At 38.1% G+C, this 23051-nt stretch carries 16 protein-coding genes; 6 read left to right on the forward strand and 10 right to left on the reverse strand.

The features are described from left to right. Positions 1-27 precede the first annotated feature (27 nt). Positions 28-915, forward strand: a complete 888-nt coding sequence (locus G6R09_RS04080) for a GGDEF domain-containing protein (RefSeq protein WP_163920661.1) — start codon at positions 28-30, stop codon at positions 913-915. 33 nt (positions 916-948) lie between these two features. Here G6R09_RS04080 and G6R09_RS19965 read toward each other — a convergent pair whose 3' ends face one another. Next, positions 949-1083: a hypothetical protein gene (locus tag G6R09_RS19965; protein WP_255454547.1), complete on the reverse strand. Its 135-nt coding sequence runs from the start codon at positions 1081-1083 to the stop codon at positions 949-951. A gap of 344 nt (positions 1084-1427) precedes the next feature. Between G6R09_RS19965 and G6R09_RS04085 the strand changes: the two genes are divergently transcribed. The 3 genes from G6R09_RS04085 to G6R09_RS04095 are packed head-to-tail and all read left to right on the forward strand — an operon-like array spanning position 1428 to position 5436. Next, positions 1428-2150 carry a DUF4956 domain-containing protein gene (locus G6R09_RS04085; protein WP_065166641.1) on the forward strand — a complete coding sequence of 241 codons (723 nt, stop codon included), beginning with the start codon at positions 1428-1430 and terminating at the stop codon, positions 2148-2150. 2 nt (positions 2151-2152) lie between these two features. Further along, positions 2153-4765 (forward strand): hypothetical protein, encoded by a 2613-nt coding sequence (locus tag G6R09_RS04090; RefSeq protein WP_163920664.1) that lies wholly within the window; start codon positions 2153-2155, stop codon positions 4763-4765. Further along, positions 4762-5436, forward strand: coding sequence for a polyphosphate polymerase domain-containing protein (locus G6R09_RS04095; RefSeq protein WP_065166639.1), 675 nt, complete (start codon positions 4762-4764; stop codon positions 5434-5436). Before G6R09_RS04090 ends, G6R09_RS04095 begins: the two co-directional genes overlap by 4 nt. 30 nt (positions 5437-5466) lie before the next feature. Here G6R09_RS04095 and G6R09_RS04100 read toward each other — a convergent pair whose 3' ends face one another. The 8 genes from G6R09_RS04100 to G6R09_RS04135 form a co-directional block, all read right to left on the reverse strand. Beyond that, on the reverse strand, positions 5467-7065 hold the full coding sequence (locus G6R09_RS04100; RefSeq protein ID WP_163920665.1) for an MOSC domain-containing protein: 1599 nt from the start codon (positions 7063-7065) through the stop codon (positions 5467-5469). Between the two features lie 106 nt (positions 7066-7171). Further along, positions 7172-7423, reverse strand: a complete 252-nt coding sequence (locus G6R09_RS04105) for a DUF2999 family protein (protein WP_065166638.1) — start codon at positions 7421-7423, stop codon at positions 7172-7174. A gap of 151 nt (positions 7424-7574) precedes the next feature. Next, positions 7575-10835 (reverse strand): M66 family metalloprotease, encoded by a 3261-nt coding sequence (locus tag G6R09_RS04110; protein ID WP_163920668.1) that lies wholly within the window; start codon positions 10833-10835, stop codon positions 7575-7577. A gap of 721 nt (positions 10836-11556) precedes the next feature. Next, positions 11557-14472 (reverse strand): phage tail protein, encoded by a 2916-nt coding sequence (locus G6R09_RS04115; protein ID WP_163920671.1) that lies wholly within the window; start codon positions 14470-14472, stop codon positions 11557-11559. Between the two features lie 323 nt (positions 14473-14795). Further along, the gene (locus G6R09_RS04120) at positions 14796-17615 is read right to left on the reverse strand and encodes a hypothetical protein (protein WP_065177034.1); all 2820 of its coding nucleotides are present in this window, start codon (positions 17613-17615) and stop codon (positions 14796-14798) included. A gap of 28 nt (positions 17616-17643) precedes the next feature. Beyond that, a complete protein-coding gene (locus G6R09_RS04125) occupies positions 17644-17880 on the reverse strand; it encodes a hypothetical protein (protein WP_065177035.1) in 237 nt (78 codons plus the stop codon). Then, a complete protein-coding gene (locus tag G6R09_RS04130) occupies positions 17846-18163 on the reverse strand; it encodes a hypothetical protein (protein ID WP_065177036.1) in 318 nt (105 codons plus the stop codon). Before G6R09_RS04130 ends, G6R09_RS04125 begins: the two co-directional genes overlap by 35 nt. Before the next feature lie 11 nt (positions 18164-18174). Continuing rightward, positions 18175-18744, reverse strand: coding sequence for a lysozyme (locus tag G6R09_RS04135; protein ID WP_107204494.1), 570 nt, complete (start codon positions 18742-18744; stop codon positions 18175-18177). A 654-nt stretch (positions 18745-19398) separates the two neighbouring features. Here G6R09_RS04135 and G6R09_RS04140 point away from each other — a divergent pair. Together G6R09_RS04140 and G6R09_RS04145 are read left to right on the forward strand one after the other, a co-directional pair. After that, complete coding sequence (locus G6R09_RS04140; protein WP_065166704.1) at positions 19399-19647, forward strand: ogr/Delta-like zinc finger family protein; 249 nt, start codon at positions 19399-19401, stop codon at positions 19645-19647. Positions 19648-20051: 404 nt separating this feature from the next. Next, the gene (locus G6R09_RS04145; protein ID WP_065166629.1) at positions 20052-20690 is read left to right on the forward strand and encodes a helix-turn-helix domain-containing protein; all 639 of its coding nucleotides are present in this window, start codon (positions 20052-20054) and stop codon (positions 20688-20690) included. Positions 20691-20782: 92 nt separating this feature from the next. Here the strand turns inward: G6R09_RS04145 and G6R09_RS04150 are convergent, their stop codons facing one another. Beyond that, on the reverse strand, positions 20783-22696 hold the full coding sequence (locus tag G6R09_RS04150; RefSeq protein WP_082967974.1) for a BCCT family transporter: 1914 nt from the start codon (positions 22694-22696) through the stop codon (positions 20783-20785). Positions 22697-23051 lie beyond the last annotated feature (355 nt).

A 23051-nucleotide genomic window follows, 5' to 3' on the forward strand; every position in this document is an offset into this window, starting at 1 on the left:
ACATATCCATTATTATAGGGCTCATAAATGCAGAAAGAGCATGCTAACTTGTTAAGTGGCTTATATGCGGCGTTAGATCACGTACACTCTTTTGTTTATATCAAAAATCGTAAGTTTGAATATGTATATGCAAATATACATACACTTAAACTTTTTGAGTGTACTGCTGAAGATCTTTATTTTGCTACTGACAGTAAATTTTTCCCCTCTGATGTAGTAAATGAACTTCGAGCGGTTGATATAAAAGTGTTATCTGGTGAGTCAACAGAAGAAGAGATCATTGTTAATGGAGAAACCTCTAAAAGACGAATCTATTTTAATGTAAAAACACCCATTTATTCAGATACCTCCCCTCACGAAATTATCGGTATTCTAGGGATCTCTACCGATATCACGAATCAAAAATCACTTGAAGAAAAAGCGTTGAGATTGGCTAAGACAGATGTGCTAACAGGGTTAGCCAATAGGTTAGAACTTGATGCGAGGCTTAATCATGAAATTGAGAGATACAAGCGCTTTAAATACCCTCTAAGTGTCATTTTAGCAGATCTCGATCACTTTAAAAATGTGAATGACAATTATGGCCACCTTCTAGGTGATAAATGTTTAGTTCAAGTTTCTGATATTTTAAATGACTGTTCTCGTGTTGTGGATACGGTTGGGCGCTGGGGAGGAGAAGAATTTTTAATCTTATGCCCAGAAACAGATTTAGATGGAGCAATAACCCTCGCAGAGGCTTGTCGCACAACGATTGCTCAACATTATTTTCCAGAAGTACAGCACGTTACGATCAGCCTTGGTGTAACGACATTTATAGCTGGTGATACTCTTGATATGTTAATTAACCGAGCAGATCAAGCTTTATATCACGCCAAGACCAATGGCAGAAATCGAGTTGAAGCTTTAACGGGATAGTAAAAAAAGCCACTCATATAAAGTGGCTTGAAATTACAAACTCTCAAACATCATTTCATCATCAATTGATTGAATATGACCGCAAATACAAATAATCGTATGCTCACCTTCAAGGTATTCTGATTCACCACAGACTTCACAGACATAAATTGGTTTTATTTCTGACATAGGCGGCCTCCTTTGTATTGCCCTATTTTCAGCAAAACATACCAACCAGCAATATATTCTTATTCAGCCCGCGACTTATCTCTAAATATATTTATGTGATACACATAATAATTACATTTACATTAATGTTTTACTCGCATAAGCAGCAAAAAATCTATCCGTTATGCGATAAAATCATATCAATACTAGCCATAATATTCAGTCTACAAATCGTCACCACCACCATTAACTATCGCAATAAACTTATAGCAGCGCACATTCAAATATAAGGTATTAACTATTGGACAACTTATCAATGGTGCCTGTTCTACACTCTGGAGAGATCGAATTTGGAGGGTAAGATTATGGATGCTATCGATCCGGTATTGCTCACTTTACTGCCGCAGGATATTAAAAACCTGTTTTTTCCTTATGCTAGTGTGCAGTTGTGGGCGCTGCTACTTAACTTATTATTAGGTTTCGGATTAGCATCTATTATTGGTATTCACTTTCGGCATTACTCTTCTGCTTTTTGTAACCGCCAAGACTTCTCGCGTTTATTTCCGCTGCTAATGTTAACCGTTATTTTAATTATTACTGTTGTTAAAGCATCACTGGCTTTAGCTTTAGGGCTTGTCGGCGCATTGTCTATTGTGCGTTTTCGAACCCCAATTAAAGAGCCTGAAGAATTAATCTATCTGTTTTTAAATATTGGTATTGCAGTGGCTTTAGGTGCAGGACAAACATTAGCGGCCTTATTAGCCTGCGCCGTCACCTTAGTGTTGGTAACATGGGCTAAACGTCGCCATATCGCAGTTGCGCAAGAACAAGGGTTATTCTTATCAATAAACGATCAAAGCAAAGATGAAATCACGATATCAGTTAATGAGCTCAAACAGTTACTTGGCAGCCATAGTGAACGCTTAGAGCTAAGGCGTTTTGATTGTGATAAACACAGCTTTAGTGCGACGTTTTTTATTACCGCCACAGAAGTAGAACAACTAGACCACTGCCTAGCATTATTAAAGCAACGCTTTCCTACGATTAGGATCTCATTGCTTGAACAACACAATATTGCGGGAGTATAACGGTGAAGCTTACGCCTAATAAACACGGGTTAACCGCTACCGAACGGATTATAATTACTGTTGTTAGTATTATGATCCTTCTACTCGCATTGCCCTCTATTAGCTATTTTAAAACCCAATTAATCCACTCGGGTTATGTTGCTCTCTCGAGTACACCAAGTACCAAAATCCACCAGCTGGCAACGGATATATTGCATGCTCCTATACGTTGGTTATATGCCAATCATCAGTTACCCGTGATCATGGTTGATATTGATTATCCTGAATGGAAAAAACTGGCAGATAACCGTCAGCAAGCCATTGAGCAAGGTGCGATCCCTGCCATAAGAGCGCAAGTAAACGCTAAAATAGCTTTTAATAATAAGAACTTTAATGCTGATGTTCGCTTACAAGGTGATCTGCTTGATCATGTCAGTAGTCATCAGCGGTGGTCGCTAAAAGTTGATCTGAAAAAACAACATGCCATCTTAGACTCACAACGTTTTGCGCTTATTAGCCCTCATGTACGGGTACATCAAGGGCCAGTACTTTTTGCACAAACGCTACGCTTAGCCAAGTTTAATATTATTTCTCCGCAATACACCCCAGTTAAAGTGATCGTTAATGGTGATGATTGGGGAGTGATGTACCACGAGCAAGGATTTGGCCAAGATTTGCTCGCGACCCATAACAGAACTGAAGGGATGATCTTACGGCTCGATCTTGATTCACAACAGATTGAAAATAATCACGTAAGTCGCCAATTAACACCTCGGGTTATCCAACAGAAACGTATCAGCCGTAAATTAGAGCTCAATTATCAACGCCAATTAGCATTAACTCTACTGAGTGATTTTATTAACGGTGATCGCAGTGCCAATGATGTTTTTGATAGCCAACTATTAGGTCAATATCTGGCAACGGTTGATGTTTGGGGTGCATGGCATGCACTGACATGGAATAATTGGCGTTGGTATTATAATCCACATACAGCAAAACTAGAGCCGATTCAAAGTGATGTTGCAGTATCCCCTAGTCGCCACCAATTGTTAATCCGCCCACCCAGTGAAACATTATTAATCAGCAAAACAATGCGTGCTGACCCTGAGGTTGAGCGCCATTATCAAGCGGCATTGCAAAGGTTAGCAGCCCTAATCAAATCAGGTGACTTACAGCAACATTTAAATACCATTCAGCGCGCTCAACGGGCGATGCTAGATAGCAGTGCCCCACTGACACCATGGTTTGATAGCTCACTGTTAACCACTCAAATTACTTGCTTACAACAGCAATACCGCAGCGATGATTGCGACTCAATCAAGCCACTCGCGGCTGCATACCATCTTAATATGACCGCGATGCGAGCGACACCGTTATGGGAGTTAGCAAGCTTTTATAATCATCAACAACAGTTAACCATTACTAACCCGACTCAAACACCGTTATATGTGCAGCAGCTGGTCGGTTTTAATTCAGCAAATCAACCCATTGCTATAGAAGAGGCCAATAGTCAGTTACCTTTAGAGCTGCCGCCAGAGCAAACACTTACTCTTAATCTTCCCCACAGCATAGATTCAATTGAAGTTAGCACCGCGACCCCCACGGCAACCTTAGCTAAAGTGCGCTTAATTCCGCATCAGTTGCAAGCACCGTTTTTGCCACGGCCTGTAAAACAACCCAATCTGAATGGCTACCCGTTTATTGAAGTTGGTGATGATTATTGGAAAATCCCTGCTGGTCGATGGCATATAAAACACCGATTACGCACTCCAGCCAACTGGCAACTGATGATTGATGCTGGCACGGAGTTAGTGTTTGAACCGCAAGCTGGCATCATGGTATTTGGACAACTGACCATTAACGGAACCGCAGCATCACCAGTTGAATTAAGTGCGAGCAATCATCAACCTTGGGCGGGAGTCGTGGTTTTCTCAACGCCATTGGCAACACCGAGCGTCGTCAATCATGTCAATATTGCTGATGTTGGTAGCCCAAAACAAGGGCTTTGGCGTCCACGCGGAGCGATCAGTTTTATTAATACCAAAGTTGAGATCAACCAGGCGCAAATACACCATAACCACACTGAGGATGCGTTAAATATTGTTAATAGTGAGATTAACATTAACCACTTAACCTTAAGTCACATTCTATCTGATGGTTTTGATTGCGACTTCTGCCGTGGCAGCATTAGCAATAGCCGCTTTGATCATATCGGCACACGCTCTGGTGGCGATGGGATTGATGTCAGCGGCTCGACATTAACGTTAACTAAGCTTGAATTTAGCCATATTCGCGATAAAGCCATTTCTGTGGGAGAACAGAGCCAGATCACCGCGACAGATATTACTATTAGTGATACAAATATTGGCTTAGTCGGTAAAGATGGCTCCCAAATCAACGCCTCCAATATCCGTGGCCGCAACATTCACTATTATGGCTTAATGAGTTACCGCAAAAAGAACCTCTTTAACAGTGCCACTGTCAAGGTCAATAACTGGCAATGTACTGATTGTAAAAATAAAGTTATGGCAGCAACAGGTAATAGTTTAATCATTGACGGTCAGGTGGTTACACCACAAAAGCTCAATGTCAGCCAGCTTTACAACACCATTATGAAACCGGACAAACCGCAATGAATTCACGTTTTGAAGTTAAAATACCGATTCCATTAAATCGCTTACAACAGCTAGAAAACTGGTTAACCTTGCATCCGTTACTGTTTCGCCGCCATTATGAAACACGTTATATTAATAGTTTATACCTTGATAATCCGTTTTTAGATCGTTACCAAGAAAACTTAAGTGGCATCAGCTCACGTAAGAAAACCCGCCTACGTTGGTACCATCAACTCGCGAGCCCTACCAATGCCATGCTGGAACACAAATACCGCCGTGGTGGTAAAGGCTGGAAAATACAGCACCAGGTTAGCTTTAACTGGCAACCAGATAACCCTTGCTGGTCGCACGTATTACAGCAATACTTTGTTACCCTTCCTGCTGATATTCAAGCCACTATCGGTAACGAACAAAGCCCAATCGTGATCATTCGTTATCAGCGCGATTATTATATTTCAGCGGATGGTAAATTACGGCTAACGTTTGATCGTAATATGGAATGTTATGACCAACGCTATTTTGATGTCGCTAATTTTAGCCATGGCACTCGCTTAGGCGAATATGTACTACTTGAAATAAAAACCGCTGCCGACAACGAACAGGCATTATCAAGTTTAGTTGGATCATGCCCGCTACGCCCTTCACGTCATTCAAAATATGTGAATGCTATTCGACAGCTAATTTGGTTATAAATCAGTTAATCTTACTCGTAAGACTATGATTTAGGCTAATTCAAGCTTTAACACTCCACTTTTAGCGCGTGAAACACAAGGGGTCATATAGGTTTGCCGCTCTCGTGCTGATAACACCGTATCTCGATGATCAACATCACCACTATATTTTACCTTACAGCAACCACAAGTGCCGGTTTCACAAGCTGAATCAAGACGTAACCCATGTGCTCTTATGGCATCAAGTAATGACTGTTTGGCGCTCACGCTAAATTCAACGTCAGAGCCAGCCTGCGAGACGATAGTGGTAAATGCACTGTCATCGCTATGTTCAGTAGCACTAAAGTTTTCAAAATGAACATTATTGTCATGCCAATGGCTAGCATTATCACGCACTAACTGCACGAAAGCTGAGCTACCACAGCTATAAACATGTGAACCGCGCTGATGAGTATTTAGCAGTTGCGCTAAATCAAGTCGCTGGGCCGACGTATAAAGATGAATATTAGCGGCATAGGCTGATAACTCACGTTTAAACGGATAATCATCAAGGTTATCAACACAATAATGCAACTCAAACTGTTCTTGGTGTGCTATCGCTTCATCGATCATCGAAAGAAACGGCGTGATCCCAATCCCTGCGGCAACAAAGAGATGATGTTTATCACGTGCCATTTCAAAGAAGTTAGCCGGTTCATACACCGATAATACGTCACCTACCTTTAGTTGTTGGTGCATATATTGTGAACCACCTTGGCTATCTCGCGCTTGCTGCACTGCAATTTGATAGACCCCTGCAACAGCTGAATCACATAATGAATAACTGCGTTTTAATCCATTGGGTAATTTAAGCGTGATGTGAGCGCCAGCAGTAAATGGAGGCAGAGCGCCAAGATCCGTTCGACTTAAATAAAAGCGTTTAATAGTGGCAGATTCTTCAACTATTTTAACGACTCGCATTTCAAGCTTAATTAAACTTTCAAGCCGCGAGTGCCAGTCTTCAACCTCGTTAGTTTCAAGACGATGTTGAAATACGCCTTTCACTTCCGCACCTAATTCAGGCAATGCAGCCAGTTCAGTAGTAGCGGCTAAATTATCAGTTTCAACATATAAATAATGCTGCACTTTTGCAATTGTCCACTGTGGATAAGGACGTTCAATGACGCGTATTTGATCGTTTACGCTAATTTCACCTTCTTGCAATACACGATAAAACCAACCTGTTTTATTATTATTCTGTGAATAACGCGAAATAGTCGGCTCATTAAAACAGTGATTAAGTTTAAAACAAGGCTGTCTTGGCTGCGCAACTTCTAACACCACGGTACCTACCGCAATTTTATCGCCAATACAGATATTATGCTCATTCATACCAGCAACAACTAGATTTTCACCATAGCCACCACTAATAAATAAAGACGCAGACTCAGGAAACGTGTGCTGCAGCTGGGCATAATAATCACAATCAAATTGCAGCACTGCGCGATCAACACCACCATGAAAGGATTCAGCTTGCTCATCACCCTCTAATCCCAATAAGGTAACGCTAACCGTATTCGCGGGTGTTTTTTCAATCGCGGTTTTAAAGAAGTAAGCTTGATTGCTCACACAACCGTAACGCAGTTGTTCAATGGTTGAATCTGGTAGCATAGTAGTTCCATTTTCGGCTATTTATCTTTATTGCGCCCACAAAAAAGGCCGCTCAGCCCTATTATATAAGCTGTATGCGACCTTACGTATGCAGTTATCAGCAAACTTATTTTTGAAGTTGCTCTTTTGCTGCTTCTACTTTTGAAAAATCTAATCCTAGATCTTCAACTGCTTCTTTAATCAGCGCCGGATTTTGCATAACTTGTGCCATTAGCATTTGCAGTTTATCTTGTGGTAAACCTAGCTGGCTAATGGTTGCCATTGCTGCAAGAGGGTTTTGAGTTAATGTTTGGAAAATACTATTGATCTGCTCATCACTAATATTATTCTCTTTCAACAACGCAATAATCGGGTTCATGACACTACCTTTTTGTAATTACTCAATGGAATGGGTACCAGTTTAACATTTGCTGACACCTTGTTGCACCATCAATAAAAAAACCGTAAATAACAACGTTAAACGATGCTAAATACGGTTTTATCATGATCTTACTCAGCCATTGTCACGATTAGTAATGACTTATGTATTGCCAATGACCATTACTTGGATCTGGTGATTCAGAAGGCCAAGGAAAGTAACCATAACTGGTGGTCTTTAAGCGGTAATAATGGGTTTTTCCATCATGGAAATGATAAGTGAAAATATCACCAACATTGCCCGTCTGACCATTGTCGCCCCAGTTACCGAAACTGTCTTGTTTATACCAATCCAGTACTAATTGCTCAAATACCGCTTGGTTGGTACTCATTTCAAGTATTAACTGATTAAGCGAATTATCATCAGCTAAATATATCCAATCGCGATTTGAGGCTTTATTGGTTGGAAACTCACCACCTTGCGCTGGCGTTCTTTGAATAAAGTATTCGTTAACACCTTCAGCGGTTGGATTGATAAACACCGCGCTATTTGAACTATCCCAAGTCGTGGTGGTACGTTGATCCCATGTAAATAACGCTGACTGTTCAAAGTAATTTTTGACACGTTCAATATTTGACAAGTTTTGACGATTCAATTTAAGTGGATTGAAATCAAAATTGACATAAGATTCAGCTGAACCTAAGTATTTCCAATCATTATTACTGTGATGATCGGTTGGGAACTCACCTGCTGTGATTGTTTTCATTAAGAAATAATCACGGGTGTTAAGTTCAGTATTTATATGAACATAGACAGCACCAGCACGTTTACGTTTATGGGTCACACCGTTATTAAGTTCACCCTTGCCATAACGATCAGCAACCCAGAGATCAAACTGATTCATCGTTTCAAAATCTAAGTTTTCTAAATCGCTTTGTTCAGTAAATAATGGTTGTGATTCAATGGCTAAATCATAACCCAGACCTTTACCGATAGTTATTGCTTTAGCAGGGTATTCGGTATTGGCTACAAAAGTACGGCTATCAACAGTCACACGGCCTAATGCATCAAAATCGACTGTAGGTTGCTTGTCGGCAATAATTTGATCAAGATAACCAATAAATTCCCACTGATGATTAGAATCGCCTGATTCAGGGAAATACCAATAGCTTTGAGTTTTTAAAGCAAACAGCTCTACACGCCCATTACGATGATATTCAAATACATCGCCAATCTCACCCCAACGGTTATTTTCACCCCACGCATAAAAACGCTCTTGATCGTAGTGAGTTAATAACTCATCACGAACAATCGTTTCTAAACTTATTTGAGGACACTCTACGGTTACTGTCTGCGGGTTGCGATCACGCGCTAAGTTAAAATGGAGTTTATTACTTAAACCACCATTTTTACGTGCACCTTCAAGACCAATGATCTGCTGCGTATTATCGCCATAGGTAACTGTCGCCCAACACTGACCAGCAACAGGTTGTGGCAAGTCATACACATTGCCAGAACTACCATATAATGCAGGGTAAATATAACTGGTATTAGTCAACTGTGGGTCATAAAAGCCCACCACAGTCATCACATCAACGCCTTGCTGAACCGGTTTTAGTTTGGTCGTGGTTGCCACAGCTTCAAACTGTTGAGTCACAGCATTCCAATGGCTATAACCACTGGCTGATGTCGCATCAAGATAATCTTTACTCTCTAAATAGTGTTGAATACGCTTTGATGAGTAACCGGTAAATAATGGATAACTTGAGGTTGATGAATCAAAACCACCGCCACCCATTGGATCGGTGCCATAGCCATAATGGGTTTTATACGGTGTAACCATGATATCGCCATAGCCATATTCACCATCTACATTTGACCACCAATTCAGATTGTCAGCCATATAACCGCGGTAGGCATCATAGCCCCAACCTGTGGTTGCACCATGAGTTGCATTTGCATAACCACCAGGATAATGACCCATACTTAACGCATGACCAATTTCATGGGTTACTTCATTGCCTGTGGTATCAGCAAGTAATACCATACCATTACCGCCTGATAAGCCGTGAGTGTAATTCCCTACCTCACCTTTATCATTTTTATAACGGCCAATAGAATGACCAATAACAATTGCAGGATAATTATCCGCTTGCCATTGGTTTGCCCCTGAACTCGCTACGCCATAGTTAGCATTGGCAATACCAAGCTGAATCAGAGATTTAGTAATATCTTCTCGCATATCACCACTATGAATGCCTGGTGACGCATAGTCACTATATTCGGTTTTTATATCACCATTAGACATCACAACTTTATCAAGTTTAATCGGCAAATAGTGGCTGATCGTCATCGATGCGAGAGGGAAACGTTGAAATAGCTCCGAGCCATAATGCGCAGGTTTTAGTTCAAGTGGTTTTGCAGCTGGCGGCTCCGTTAACATACCAATTCGAATCATCGGTAAATCGAGATGCGCTGGCGCTGCAAAATCAATATCATCAGCAGCTAATTCACCGCTTAACCCCGTATAGGTTTCAAACTGTAAACTTAACCCTTGCTCAACCCAATTCCACGGTAATACTGTTGTAAATGACCGTTTTGAATAAATAACATCTTTACGATCATCTTGTTTAGCGCGGTCTGATTCTAAAATTTGCAGAGGGTTCGTCATTTGACGGCTTTCAAGTAACACGCCATCCTTATAAATTTTTAACTCAATGCTTTTTGGCTCGTGATTAACCATTGGTGTTAAAACTAGCAAGGCTTCACGTTGAGAGACAATACGCTGTTGATCTTTTTCATCATTACCTGAAGGCTCAGCCGTTTGGTTTTGAATAAAACGTATTTGGGCCGCCAAATCACCATTAAGATGATTAACAATAGGTTGATCATCAATAAAACCATGGGCATCAATTAAAGCAGCATTATAAGGCAAACAGTCTTTGGTCGCGGTACTGACTAAATCTTTATCACCGACAAGATATTGCACATTACACTGCTTATCTTGATCCATATGCTCCATATAATTGTAACCAAATTGGTCGTTATAAATATAAACGCCATCCATCTGGTTAACTAACTTCCATGGCGCCTGAATAAAATCAAACATTGCCTCTGCTGAACGATCTGCATAATCAAAACCATCAACAAAAGGCATAAAAGAAGGTAAATTATTAGATGTTATTGAATATAAATAGCCGTTGTATTTAAGAAAGCGTTGTCCATTGCGAATCTCAATATTGGTTGGATCTGCAATCAGTGTTTGAGTTTCAACAACCCGTTGCAATACTTTTGCTTTTATTTGCTCGAGTTGTTGCACAGCTTCCGTTGGTGTACTCGAGGTTGCAAAACTTGCGCCAGAATAACTGCATAATAATGCGCTTACAGCTAAAGAGATAGGTTTAATATTCATATATAAGCCTTGATTATGGTAACCATAATTAATATACATATGAAGGCAATTTAACGCTATATCGAATCACCCCTCCCCATTCATTCTCAGCATGAATAATTCAATTGTTGGACTCAACATCACATTTAGATATTTGTTATAAGCAAAATAATTCATTTTTCCTATATTTCACATCAATCTTGGTCTACACACCTAGCATTGATAATACCGCTTAGCATCTCTTACTACCGAAAAAGGAATAAAAGCACAGCGCAGATAACCAACAACAACATGACCTTTATAGAGCGTATTAATTTTATATTTAATGGACACCATATTAGCCATCATAAACCAACTACAAGTTAGTGCTAACATGCTGCCATATAATATAAAAAGACTAAAATCAGAAATTAAAAAAATCATATTAATTATCAAAAGTACTTTAGAAAGGAGAGATAATTTCGCTGTTACGGAGGGAGTTACTTTTTTCATAAAATAGGATTTATCATTATTGAGATAGTCGCTAACAATAAACTCATTCTTAAAAGGTATAATGTGTATTTAATAAAAACATTTTTACCAACTGATTATAATTTTCGATGCATATTCGCCCAACCACTATTCTTAACCTTGCTGCCTTCAAACTCAGTTTCAACTAGTGAACCATCACCTTTATGGAAATCTCCAATATTGAGATAAAAAAAAGCCGCTTCCAATGAGCGGCTCAACAGAAATGGCTGGATTATTTATTGACTGGCGCTAATTTTAGCTCACCATTAGCAACCGTAATTCGATAAAGTTGACCATTCACTTCATCACGAATGACAACACCGGCGCCTGCTTTATTGATTTTTATATCGTCTTGCATCCAACATGCACCATCGGCGGTCATCACACCTTGCGCCGCATTTCTATTGTATGTTTGACCATAAATAGAACTGATATTAAGTTTACCGTCGCGATCAAAACCACTATAAGTAATAACAATCGTTTTAATATTAGCGGCATTCATAAATCCAGTAACATTAGCTGTTTTTAATGTCTGCTGCGATGAATACACTGATTTCTTATGTCGATCATGTAAATCAATATCAATCTTGCCTGAGGTTAAATTATTATAACCAAGCGTACTACCAACCATATTAAAATGGTTAATCGCATTTTCTAGCGAAATCACCACCTTGTATTCATCCCCTTTTTTCACTGCCAATCGCACAGCGGATTCAGGATTAAAATCAAACATCGGTGTGAGATCGACTTTCGTTTGGATACGACCGTTCTTAAATAGATTTACACGACAACGAGGACGATCGTTAATAAACGCTAAAAAGTTATCCAATTTAGGAATATAGCTATTGGTTAATGTCGAACCGACTGTTGGCGGTGATGATTCAGGCATCAGGTTACGCCCCTGAATCCCTTCAGCAATAAAGATGTTGAGTCCAGGATTTGATTCATACACCAATGGTGATAAATCACTGCCATTTAAGTGGCGTAGCGTTGCACCATATAATTCAACAATATTTCCAGAAGCTTCACCATAGCCGGGTGGAAAGCTATTACCCCGTAAAAATTTGATAGTATTGGTCGCGTTTTTAGGTGCATCCCAACCCATAAGTTCAAATTTATTATTTCGACCTTCACATACGAGGAAACTCTCAGTGCTGTAACGTGACCATTGAAAATCAAGACTGGCACAGGTATTACCCGCAACTTCGCCACCAATCTTACCATTAGGTCGAAGCAAGGGAGAGATAACTTTAAATCCTTGACGGAATCGACGCGCACACAAATTATGTAACTTATTACCGTTAGCCCATGTTACCCAACGATTAGGCTCGATATCATCAATCACAGCTTCTAAAACAAAAGGGTATTCAAAGCCATCAACATAGACATCAGATACAAAATTACGCCACACATATTCATGTGATCGCTGATTAGTTAAGCCAGCGGTCCAACTACCCGCTAATAATACTAAACCACGTCCGGTTAATTTGGTGCTATCTAATACTTTACCATTGGATAATTCATGGTAATCAATCCATTCATTCAGAATATTGAGCTGTGATATTTTATTTTCAACACAGCCTTTGGTTTTCCATTTACCGTTAACTTTTTCAGCTGATGAGGTTAACATCACCATCGTTTTATCAAAGTGATCAAGTGATCGCGAACGTACAATAAAAGGATTACCAACCAAGTTAACGTTATATTTAAGAACAACACCAACAATATTGCTGCATAATTCTAACTTGCCATCCCATTGCACATTAATATCTTTTAATTCGATGGTTTTATTAAACAGATAGGTTTTATTTGGGATCCATAAGATAAGACCGCCTTTGCGACAAATTTCAGCTGCATAATTTATTTTATCACCCCAATCAGATAATGGTTCATAATGCTCAAGATTATCAATTGAATAAAAACTTTGGCCTTCAATACAAGGCTGTAAAAAATATTTGTGTTTATTCACGATAACAAAAGTAGCATTCGCGTCTATGTCATTAACCATACCATGACAAATAACACGATAAATTTTATCGTTGATGCGAAGGCCATTATAGCCTTCAGGAATAGTGTCACCGACCGCTAAATTGCGACTGATCGGGTAGATTTTAAGACCAGATACACTCTCAATAGCTTGATGATTTTTCTCTTCAGCCCAACCTTTATCAACCACTGTATTTTGAGGACGTAAATCACTGACGGTTCCATCAGCCATGACCTGACAAAGCTTACAATAATAATGATGTACACCATCAGTATTAACATAATTTTTCAGATCTTTTGTTGAAGCAATAATATTAAATTTAGTATCTAACCCATCAGGTCCATTATTATTGTAGGCATCAACGTAAATATAAAAAGGCTTATTTGCAACATCAATAACACGGTTGTTTTCCAACTCAACACGATGACCTGAAATATACGCCACACCCGCCATAACTTTATATACACCTTCAAAAGGTAATACCATAAAGCCATTTTTAATAAACCAATCTTGACCTTGTTGATCAATAATAGCTTGTAATGCTGAATTCTCAACATTATTTAGACGTTGATGAGCTACAAAATTAGGGCTTGCAGCCATCACTGCACTATTGGTTATTTGAGCAATATCATCATACGTCAGAATAAATGAGCGAATTAAGGTATTGCCTTTAACCCCTGGGCCATTAACTGTTTTAGTAGTTAACTTAGGATAAGTAACGGCAATGATAGTGTCATATTCACTGCAGTATAAGCAGCTCCAGTTAAATTTAAATGGACCGACATCACTATCAAGAGTTGTTGAAAGCGCGATTGCATTTTCAGATAAACGAATTTGTTGCTGAATTTTGGCATTATGAACAATATCATTAGGCTGTAACTGCTCATTTTCTGTCGGGTTTTTACCGAGATTAGCTTTATGAGCGAAAATCATTGAGTCAATCAGCAAGATTTTTTTTTCAGCTTGCATTTTAGCAATTAGTGCTCGGCCTTTGGCTGTGATAATGACTTCAGGTTGATTTGAATGCTTCATTAAATCAAGTGCATTCGTTTTATCAATAGCACCGGGAATAAACATACCAGCCGTAGCACCGCCCGCGATCAGTGTTGTATTTCTTAGAAAAGAACGGCGAGAAATGCCTTTATTATTGTCGTTGCTCATTAACTTACCTACTATTGTGTATAAATAGCCCTTTTATTCATAGTTAATACACATATCCAAGATCTATATTTTTATTGGAATGTATAAGCAAATGTAATTAAATATATTTACTAGTATTATGGGTTATTTATTACGATGGTGTTTTTTTCAATATAGCGAAAGTTATTGTGAAATACTACAGCACAGAATTAATATTAACAATTATTGACATAATTTAATAAACAACATCAATTAAATATTATTGCTACAATAAAACAATCTTAATGTAGTCAATAAAAAAGAGGCGTATTATTAATACGCCTCTGATTAATATTTATTTTAGCTTAATATTGATTAATATTTAATTCTACATCGACTACTGAAGAATAATTGCTATCACCATAATTAGGGTATAGCGTCATCGTTAATGCGCTTGAACGACGGCCAATACGTGCTTTAATTGGCGAGCTTTCGTTGTCATTACCAAAGCGATTTTTACTATTAACCAAAATCTCAAAACTACTATCATTTTTGGTGGCATCCCACTCGATTTTAGTCCACTTTTTAGTTGATGGGTGGAAATAACCAATAGTACATGTCTCTTTCTCTATATTGACATTGGTAATTTCAACACGAGTATAAAAATCAAAACAGCCTGCTTTCGTTGTCATCGTACCGTTATAATCATGGACTTTATTCTGCAAACAACCGTTACTTGGACGAGTTGCATTCATTAAAGTAATTCCCGGTGTAGCACCTGTAACTTCAGCATACGTAATGCGAAACTTGCCAGTCGTCATATCAGCACCAAATACATTTTGCTGAACACGACCAAGTAATGCATTCTTCGCCGTTGAGCTGTAATGCCCTCCCATGTCTAACCGGATAACTTTAGGCACTTTATTACCCGCAACAAAAACATCATGTCGTGGTGTTATATCATTTTGGGTTGAATTCACAATATGAACCCGGTTATTCAATGTTACCTGATTAATAATACAGTCTTGAGCTTTAAACTCAGAACCCGAAGTACAAGTTAATTGTAATTCTTTAAGGCAATTTGCTGTAATATCATTATTACTAATATCAATAACATAACCGCCATTACGATGCTGACGCATATCACGAATATCAACGTAGGCTAATTTACCGGCGGTGTTATTTGGTGTGTAGACACGGTTACCTTTAAAGATTGCGCGACGATTAACCATTTGGTTATCTACTAAATATTTACTGTTATCCCACCAACTGACAGTAAGGAACGTAAATGCACCAGACATTCGACCATTACTGTTATAACCATTATCAGGTGATTCAAAATCACAATCGGTTATTTCATAGCTACCAACAATCTGTGTTGATATATCAGCAGTTCGCAACAATTTAGGTAACCAACACTTCGCATTACGAATAATGATTGACTCAGCAGGCTCACTTCCATAATTAACACTATCATCCCAAGGTGCACCAGGCTCTGGAGAGTATGAAATAAACATCCCTTGAGTATTATCAACCGTTACTCCGAAATCAGCTTCCATATCCCTAAAGAAGTTTTCTTCATAGCGGTGTTCTATATTATTAATTAATGCATTACGTACTTTTTTCAAGAATATACAAGTGTTAGTACTACCATCTGGATTAAAGTTATACATATTTACGGTTTCACAATCACGCATCTCTGCACGAATCCCACCAAGATAAACCGGTGACAACGCTCGAGCACCTTTATTATTCGCATGAGAGCGTACTTTAACGCCTCGAATCCGTGCATTGGTATAAATTAGTCGATTACCTTCCCACAATAATGGCGTAACATATACTGCGGTGTTATTGTCTTCACCCGCCCAAAAATCTGCACTATTTTCCCAATCAAGACCTTCAACCACCATATTACGCATCGCTTTTTGTACATCTAAATACCACGGGTTTGTATTGGTAATGCCGCCAGAGTAAAGGCCTCGGCTACAATTTCGCATAACCACATTTCTAAATACAATACGCTCATAAGGGAACTGATTCGCACCAAAAAATGCCAGGTGGCGTGAATTTGTTAGTGTCAAATTATCAAAAATAACTTCACCAAATCCGGCGTAATCACCTTTAAAGGTATAAGTTGATGAATTAGGATTACCTTTGGTTGGATGTTGTTCTTTACCAAAGAACTTGTAACGGAAGCTACCATCGTAATTACAATCACGTGAAATAATACCTCGGTAGCCACCCCAACCATCGCCTTCAATAAAAGTCAGTTTACCGGTTGTCACATGGAAACAATTCGTTTCACAGTAATACGGCATCTCCGCAACGTTAGGCATCGTCATCACACTTAAACAATCGTCACTATTGGTTGTAATCGGTGAGCCTACCCAGTGGATCTTTTTACCTAAACAGCCATGAAGCTCTAAACCATAGCGAATAACAATTTCACCTGCTGTAGTATCGAAATACACGTTATCGGTAAACGCTAGACGTACTACTTGTTTAGCAGCTGCATTTTTTAATATAGAGGCGTTAGCTGCGGCTTTTTTGGCATCATTATAAATAATACCCATTGAGCTAGCTTCAACCCATAACGATTTATCTTCGCCATCACCTACATTAGGTAAGGCAGTAACTTCAGTCCAATTGCCATTTTCACGTACATATTGTTTATTATCATGAGGAGCATCGTTAATAGCCTCAGCCCAAGAGCCATCACTTCGCATATTATAAACCGAACCTGGCTGGCTATTTGTTAATGCTACAGCTGCACCAACTTGATCTGCTGTTGGACAATTATTTTCATGAAAAAACTTTACAAAATCGCGACTAGGGAGTGTTTTCTTATTACCACTACGGAAACCAATGTTATCATTATCATAGCCACTTAATATTTGAACTGTCGTATCCGCTCCTGGTGAAACCAGTGATAACATATTGCCATATGTCGCCCATGATGGAATATTAGGCTGTGAGTTGCCACCTAATCTAATTGTCGAACTTGATTCTGGAAAAAGATTAATATCCATTTTACTATCAGAATATGCTGTAAAATATGCATCACTATTTAATTGTTTATCTACAATAGGTTTATTAATATCAGAAATATCTTCAATATATACATCATTATTTGCTGATGTATTGTTAGTATTTACATTTTTATTTGTTTTTTTAATTGTGTTCATTTTAATATCCTTATTTTACATTCGAAATTTAGTTATTTGTTTTTTCTTGGTTTTTATACCATTGTAAATAATCATCAACCTGCTGTGCACAATGAGATAATGCACGTCTTAATCGAGGTAAATCTTCTGAAATAGTTTGTGCTGGTGTTTTTCCTGTCATTTTAGGTTTATTACATACTGTAATTAGCCAAGGTTCTGGTAATACCTTAATTATCTCCACTCGCGTTGGTTCAATACGGTTGCTGCAGCCAATCAATAACAGCATCAGGCCAATCACTATGATATTTTTCTTTTTCATACAATATGTTATTTAAAGATTCAGTCGTTTCAACATAATCCTCATGTTGCTTAACTCTTCGCTGTTCCCGTTGTAAAAATAAATTCGTATTCTCTTTTGTGTGTTCTTTTAAGAATTTAAATTTTTCTATATTTGATTGATTAATGTTTATCACATTATTTCTATCAACAACAAGAGACTCTAATTCACGATCCATATATTCAATTTTCACTAATAAAACAAAAATAACTGAGGCTAATAATATCCGCATGACTGAATATCCTATTCAATGCACCGTAAATATTCTGATTTCCGCCTTTTCACTAAGCCCTTTAGCTTTTTACCACCACCATAAATCCAGTGAGATAATTGCAAACAAGCCAATGAAAACTTTCCCTCTTTTACATAAGTAGATATTTTTGTTGCAGTAAGATCTTTATTTTTCAGAAATCTTGTACAGCCCGTATTAAATATAAATGACGTTAAAGCATCATACTGTCCCTGGGTGATATTATTACCCCCTATAATATTATTTAAACAAGACTCCGCCTGTTGAATATTTAAAATCCAATCTCTTGCTACTTGTTCATTATCTATTATATCAGTGGTTATATTATGAATATTGCCGATACCATTTGTTTTATACCCTGCAGGACAACGATACGCATCTAACCTACAGCCTTCATAATCTCCTATTAATTTTAATCCTTTTGGTGTTAATTTTAATTTTCCTTGGCTTTCGCCAGCAATAACAACATTCCCGATTGGTAATGTACTATTCCCTATTTCACCATCACCAAAGAGTGCTATCACTGCAGTAATTGAGCATAAAATTGGTCTTAATTTATTCATAAATGGATACTCCTCTTTCGCGAGCTATTTGTTGCATAACTTTCTTATGCCAATAACTCAACGACAAAGCGAAGACCCCCATACAGAATGAAACAATCAAAGACCAAGCTTCTATTGTCATGAATTGAAAATGTCCGATGATAACAAAAACCACGAACACCATTTTATTTACTAACCAATCCAATAACTCATACATCTTGTAATTCCTTGTTTATTTGAAGTAAATAGGGATTTTGCCCCAATATCTATCTCCAATGATGTAAGTCTCAATATTGGTCTTTCCGGTTACTCCAGTGGGTTACTTGATGTGATTATTATTATTCATTTGATGAAGTGATGCATCAACTGTCGTTATGAACAATTCGGAAAAGAGTAAAAATCCGAATGAATCCGAACTTCAATTGACCATTTGGTATGAGGGAAGTGTTTTTATGACAGAATTAAGCAATTAACTGACATCTCAGTCACTAAAATGCAGCAGATCGAGGTTAATAGCGGTAGGTAATCCCTATCATTCCCATAAAAGCAAAAATCTAAGCTTATCTATATTGAGCTAGAAGCTCACAATTTTTAGCTCTTTGTGGGTAATGACATTGTTTATACCAATGATTCTTGAATTTTTGCCTTCAATAAAAATAGGTAATTCAAATGGCAATGCGTATTCATTGTACCCAGTGTGGCGAAAAAGCACGTATTAACAAAACAAATTGGTTTTCAAATGCAGCGGCAGACTTATATTGTTCATGTTCAGATCCTGAATGTGGACATACTTTTGTGATGTCTTTAGGCTTTAGTCATACCATTAGCCCATCTGCTAAAAACGTAAATGAACTTGTTATTGCTTTAGTTAAAAGTATGCCACCAGAGAAAGTGAAAGAGCTTCATCAAATGCTAACAATATAAACTTATGCGGAACGTTATTCGTTCCGCTTTAATGACGCCCATAACTGCAATCATATTTTGAAAGATGATTGTAAGGGCAATAGAGCAGATCATTACTTTTAGTATGTATAAAATATACTTTTACATCACAAAGTGAAATAAATCTCATTCAAAAAAAATCCCCGCCATAATACTTAATGTAAACGAGTCAAATCTGTCAAATAGCGCCATGGCAATATGCTATAGGTTGCATTTTTAACCAAGTATTCGTAAATTTACACATCAACATATAAACTAAATGTATAATTGACACCAAATACATTACTTTTGCGTTATATCGTATATTTGTTACTGATGTGTTAGTTACACTATTAGATACTTAATCTGTTGTTATCCCATTACTTTGATATGGTTAATCGTCCAAAATGAAACCTACTTCGACACATAAATCTCATGTTACGTCTCTTTCTTCTTACCAATATCTTGGTGGTAAAGCCGTTACATCAAAATTATGTTCAGTATTAGACATTGATGAATATCAAGATCTTGCTGATGTTTTTAATATTCCACGTGGTACGGTATCAACATGGCACTCTCGAGAAACGACACCATTTGAAATAGCTATTCGCTCCCACCTTGCTACGGGAGTATCACTGCATTGGCTATTATTAGATGAAGGCGAGGCATTTCCTCATATCAATACTTCAATGACTGAGGCTAACTTGGACACATTAATACTGCCTCATTACCGATTAAAATCAGGCCAACTTGCGCCATTGTCAGCTTTATCTTTCGACCAAGTATTACTCAAGCAATCAACTAATGAACCCCCTTTATTGATAGCATTACAAACTGCAACAGCGACATTGATCATCGACAAAAATGATACGCTACCCATCAGCGGTAATTACCTAATTAGTATCGATCAATTAATGTCGATTAATGATATTCAACGATTACCTGCCAATCAGCTGGTATTACATTATGGTCAATCTTCAGTCACAATTGCACAAGATGATATCGAGATTATAGGCAAAGTTATTATCTCAATTGATCATGTTTAACTATCACTATCCATCATCACTGCTGTTTAAAAAAACAAAAAAAGGCGATCCGAAGATCGCCTTATAGCGTATTTAAAACAATTTAATACTATTTATACTTTTTGAACTTCAAGTTCTAGTATTTCTTCTTTCTGCTTTAAAATATCATTAAATACTATTCGTGCTTCTTGAGCTAATTCTGACGCTTCAAGTTTAGCTTCTTTCGCAGCCATAGCTTCTGTGGTAAGACGGTGCAGTTCTTCAGCCAATTCTTCAGGAACCTCACCCGCATCAACACCACTTGCTAACGCTTGTGCACGAATTGTTTTCTTAATCTTCCAAATCGCATTGAGTGCATCACGTTCAGCATCTGCAGCTTCAATCGCCGCATCTTTTAATTGTTCAAACTTCGCTAACGCCATACCTTCTTTTGACCATGGATCAACATCAGGCAATTCTTCGATATTAATCACTGGATCTTCATAACCATTTTGGTGACTCAAATCAAGTGACGCTGCTTTTACTGCTGAAATCATTAACATAACGGTAATGAACAACAATGGTAAACCACCAACAATCGCTGCTGTTTGCAGTGTGGCAAGGCCTCCCATAAACATCAATACTGATGGCATGAACGACATTGCAAATGCCCAAAACAAACGGTTCCAACGCATAGGCTCTTCTGTTACATCATTCTGAACAACAGAAGCAAGAATATAGGAAATAGAGTCAAACGTTGTTGCTGTAAAAATCAAACATAATAGCGTAAATACCGCAATCACAAGTGTGCTAAATGGTAATTGCTCAAGAATAGAGAAGATAGCTTTAGTTGCGCCTTCTGCATTCAAAATACCAACCACATCAAGTGCACCTGATAATTGTAGCGACAAACCGTAGTTACCTAATACCATGAAGAACAAGAAGCAACCCATCGAACCAAAGAAAATAGAGCCTGTCACCATTTGCTTAATTGTACGACCACGTGAAATACGTGCGATGAATAAGCCCATGCTTGGTGCAAACACTAGCCACCATGCCCAGTAGAAAATAGTCCAATCTTGTGGAAAGTGGGTATCTTCAAAGGTACCGTAGCCACCAAAAGGTTCAGCCCACGTTGCCATAATAAAGAAGTTAGAAAGCATACGACCTAATGAATCTAAGCCTGTTTCTAGCATAAAGATCGTCGGCCCAGCAGCTAAAATAAAGGCCAATAAGCCTAATGCACCCCAGAAGTTAATATTACTTAGTACTTTAATGCCTTTTTCCATGCCCGCATAAGCAGAGTAACCAAAAATACAAGTACATAGAAGAAGAACAATAATTTGAGTTTGTGTATTTTTAGGTGTACCAAAAAGGTAATGTGCACCTTCAGTTATCAATGGTGCGGCTAAACCCAATGTTGTAGCACCGCCACCTAATAAACCAAAAATGAATAGTACATCAATTACTTTACCTACCCAGCCATGACTGCGTGCTTCACCAATTACTGGCATTAATGCAGCAGATACTTTCAATACAGGTTGTTTACGAACATAAAAGAAGTAAGCAATTGGCACCGCGGGTACAAGGTAAATACACCATGCAATAGGTCCCCAATGGAAAACACCATAGGTTGCAGCCCAGCGTACAGCTTCTTCGCTACCTGGTGCTAATTGGAATGGTGGACTTTGGTAATAATAAGCCCATTCGATAGCACCCCAGTACAGAATACTTGCACCGATACCACCACAAAATAACATTGCAGCCCATGATGCAGTCTTAAATTCAGGCTCTTCATCTGCATCGCCCAATTTAATTTGGCCAATATCAGAAAATACAATGTAGATCATAAAAAAGAAAGCAGCCATACCTAGGGCTAAATATAAAAAGCCTAGTTTGTCTGTCATAAAGGTTTTAGCGACAGCAATCCATTCTGCGCCTTCTTTTGGGAATAAAAGGAGTGGAACAACCACCGAGATCAACATTGCTAATGCACCAAAAAATGTTGGCTTATCAATTAGCTCGAAATTTTTACGTAATGTATTCAAACGATATCCTTACTGCTATATATCATCCATGAAAAGTTACATATATGATGTTCTTTTAACACTAAAGACACAAATAACATCTATTATGGTTATGATGAATATTTTTTATACTAAGCAGGGTTATTGCTGTTTTAGCAATAAAAATCAGCCATGTGGCGTATTAACAGTCAAACCTAGCGCTTTATCGTTACAAATAGAAACAAATAAATGCTCCCACTCTGATCTCTATATAACTTTATATATTGCACATTGATATTTTTTAAGTATTAAATATTAAACAGGTCCCATATTGTTAACCCAATATGCGCTCAGTTAAGGTTTCATCATTAGTGTTTATACGTTTAGTATTTATAAA

This window comes from Photobacterium sp. Alg240-V54 (genome assembly GCF_900537155.1).
GTDB lineage: Bacteria > Pseudomonadota > Gammaproteobacteria > Enterobacterales > Vibrionaceae > Photobacterium.